At 60.2% G+C, this 2,984-nt stretch carries 3 protein-coding genes and 1 pseudogene; all 4 read left to right on the top strand.

Going from position 1 to position 2,984, the window contains the following annotated elements:
* Positions 1-250 (top strand): annotated as a pseudogene (locus ACIP8I_RS27045) (NADH-quinone oxidoreductase subunit I); the annotation flags it as partial.
* Between the two features lie 9 nt (positions 251-259).
* Positions 260-760, top strand: coding sequence for an NADH-quinone oxidoreductase subunit J (gene nuoJ, locus ACIP8I_RS27050; RefSeq protein WP_003223793.1), 501 nt, complete (start codon positions 260-262; stop codon positions 758-760).
* A 3-nt stretch (positions 761-763) separates the two neighbouring features.
* On the top strand, positions 764-1,072 hold the full coding sequence (nuoK, locus tag ACIP8I_RS27055; RefSeq protein ID WP_003180046.1) for an NADH-quinone oxidoreductase subunit NuoK: 309 nt from the start codon (positions 764-766) through the stop codon (positions 1,070-1,072).
* Positions 1,069-2,922 carry an NADH-quinone oxidoreductase subunit L gene (nuoL, locus tag ACIP8I_RS27060; RefSeq protein ID WP_007964862.1) on the top strand — a complete coding sequence of 618 codons (1,854 nt, stop codon included), beginning with the start codon at positions 1,069-1,071 and terminating at the stop codon, positions 2,920-2,922. The genes nuoK and nuoL overlap by 4 nt, the downstream gene beginning before the upstream one ends.
* The last annotated feature ends 62 nt before the right edge of the window (positions 2,923-2,984 follow it).

Here is a 2,984-nt window from a genome sequence, read left to right on the forward strand (position 1 = left end):
CTGCATTTTCGGCGGTCTCTGCGAGGAAGCCTGTCCGACCTCCGCATTCCAGCTGACCCCGGATTTCGAGATGGCCGAGTTCAAACGTCAGGACCTGGTGTACGAGAAAGAAGATCTGTTGATCTCCGGCCCCGGCAAAAACCCTGATTACAACTTCTATCGTGTTGCAGGTATGGCAATCGCTGGCAAGCCGAAAGGCTCTGCACAGAACGAAGCCGAACCGATCAACGTGAAGAGCTTGCTGCCTTAAGGAAGAACGATGGAATTCGCTTTCTATTTCGCATCGGGTATCGCGGTTGTGTCCACGCTTCGTGTGGTCACCAACACCAACCCTGTGCACGCCCTGCTCTACCTGATCATCTCGTTGATCGCCGTGGCCATGACCTTCTTCGCACTCGGCGCGCCGTTCGCCGGCGTGCTGGAAGTGATCGCCTACGCCGGCGCCATCATGGTGCTGTTCGTGTTCGTGGTGATGATGCTGAACCTGGGCCCGGCCTCGGTTCAGCAGGAACGCACCTGGCTCAAGCCCGGTATCTGGGCAGGGCCGGTGATTCTCGCCGCCCTGCTGCTGGCCGAACTGCTGTATGTGCTGTTCGCTCACCAGAGCGGTCAGGCCATCGGCCACACCACCGTCGATGCAAAAGCCGTGGGCGTCAGCCTGTTCGGCCCGTATCTGCTGGTGGTCGAACTCGCCTCGATGCTGCTGCTCGCCGCAGCCGTCACGGCGTTCCATTTGGGCCGTAACGAGGCGAAGGAGTAAGACATGCCTGCTATCCCTCTCGAACATGGACTGGCCGTTGCCGGCATCCTGTTCTGCCTTGGTCTGGTCGGCCTGATGGTCCGCCGCAACATTTTGTTCGTGTTGATGAGTCTGGAAGTGATGATGAACGCCTCTGCCCTGGCCTTCATCGTTGCGGGCGCCCGTTGGGCGCAACCGGATGGACAGATCATGTTCATCCTGGTGATCAGCCTGGCAGCCGCCGAAGCCAGTATTGGTCTGGCGATCCTGCTGCAACTGTATCGCCGCTTCCACACGCTCGATATCGACGCTGCCAGTGAGATGCGCGGATGAACCTAATCTTTCTGACTTTTGTATTCCCTCTGATCGGTTTCCTGCTGCTGTCGTTCTCCCGTGGACGCTGGTCGGAAAACCTCTCGGCGCTGATCGGCGTGGGTTCCATCGGCTTGTCGGCGATTGTCGCCGCCTACGTCATCTGGCAATTCAACGTCGCGCCTCCCGAGGGCGGTCACTACACCCTGGTGCTGTGGAAGTGGATGGCGGTCGAAGGCTTCAAGCCTGACTTCGCTCTCTACATCGATGGCCTGTCGATCACCATGCTTGGCGTGGTGGTGGGTGTGGGTTTCCTGATCCACCTGTTCGCGTCCTGGTACATGCGCGGCGAAGCGGGTTACTCGCGCTTCTTCTCGTACACCAACCTGTTTATCGCCAGCATGCTGTTCCTGGTGCTCGGCGATAACCTGTTGTTCCTGTACTTCGGCTGGGAAGGCGTGGGCCTGTGCTCGTACCTGTTGATCGGTTTCTACTACAGCAACCGCAACAACGGTAACGCCGCACTCAAGGCCTTCATCGTGACCCGGATCGGCGACGTGTTCATGGCCATCGGCCTGTTCATCCTGTTCCAGCAAGTGGGCACGCTGAACATCCAGGAACTGCTGGTGCTGGCACCGCAGAAATTCCAGGTCGGCGACTTCTGGATCACCCTGGCGACCCTGATGCTGCTGGGTGGCGCGGTCGGTAAATCGGCGCAACTGCCGCTGCAGACCTGGCTCGCGGACGCGATGGCTGGTCCGACCCCGGTGTCGGCACTGATCCACGCTGCAACCATGGTGACCGCCGGTGTCTACCTGATCGCCCGTACCCACGGTCTGTTCACCCTGGCGCCGGAAATCCTCCACCTGGTCGGCATCGTCGGTGGTGTGACGCTGGTTCTCGCAGGTTTCGCCGCTCTGGTACAGACCGACATCAAACGTATCCTCGCCTACTCGACCATGAGCCAGATCGGCTACATGTTCCTGGCGCTGGGTGTTGGTGCCTGGGATGGCGCGATTTTCCACCTGATGACCCACGCCTTCTTCAAGGCCCTGCTGTTCCTTGCTTCCGGTGCGGTGATCGTTGCCTGCCACCACGAACAGAACATCTTCAAGATGGGCGGTCTGTGGAAAAAACTGCCACTGGCCTACGCCAGCTTCATCGTCGGTGGTGCCGCTCTGGCCGCCCTGCCACTGGTCACCGCAGGCTTCTACTCCAAGGACGAAATCCTTTGGGAAGCGTTCGCCAGCGGCAACCACGGTCTGCTCTACGCCGGTCTGGTCGGCGCGTTCATGACGTCGCTGTACACCTTCCGCCTGATCTTCATCACGTTCCACGGTGAAGCCAAGACTGAAGCCCACGCCGGTCACGGCATCTCGCACTGGCTGCCGCTGTCGGTACTGATCGTGCTGTCGACTTTCGTCGGCGCCATGATCGTGCCGCCACTGCATGGCGTACTGCCTGAGAGCGTTGGCCATGCCGGTGGCGAAGCCAAGCACAGTCTGGAAATCGCCTCGGGCGCCATCGCTCTGGCCGGTATCCTGCTGGCGGCCCTGCTGTTCCTCGGCAAGCGTCGCTTCGTGACGGCAATCGCCAACAGCGGCATCGGCCGTTTCCTTTCGGCCTGGTGGTTCGCTGCCTGGGGCTTCGACTGGATCTACGACAAACTGTTCGTCAAGCCGTACCTTGCGATCAGCCATGTACTGCGCAGAGACCCGCTCGACCAGACCATCGGTCTGATCCCGCGTATGGCCAAAGGCGGTCACACCGCCCTGAGCCGCACCGAGACCGGTCAACTGCGTTGGTATGCCGCCTCGATGGCTGCTGGTGCCGTGCTGGTAATCGGCGCCATCGTGCTGGTAGCGGTCTGATATGAACCTTGCGAATTTGCGAAAGGAAACGAGCCCGTCATGATTCTGCCTTGGCTAATCCT

This window comes from Pseudomonas sp. NPDC088414 (assembly GCF_044753325.1).
GTDB lineage: Bacteria > Pseudomonadota > Gammaproteobacteria > Pseudomonadales > Pseudomonadaceae > Aquipseudomonas.

Excerpts from the sequence above, each read along its gene's own strand:
- nuoJ (WP_003223793.1), top strand. The coding sequence starts at position 260 with ATGGAATTCGCTTTCTATTTCGCATCGGGTATCGCGGTTGTGTCCACG.
- nuoK (WP_003180046.1), top strand. The coding sequence starts at position 764 with ATGCCTGCTATCCCTCTCGAACATGGACTGGCCGTTGCCGGCATCCTG.
- nuoL (WP_007964862.1), top strand. The coding sequence starts at position 1,069 with ATGAACCTAATCTTTCTGACTTTTGTATTCCCTCTGATCGGTTTCCTG.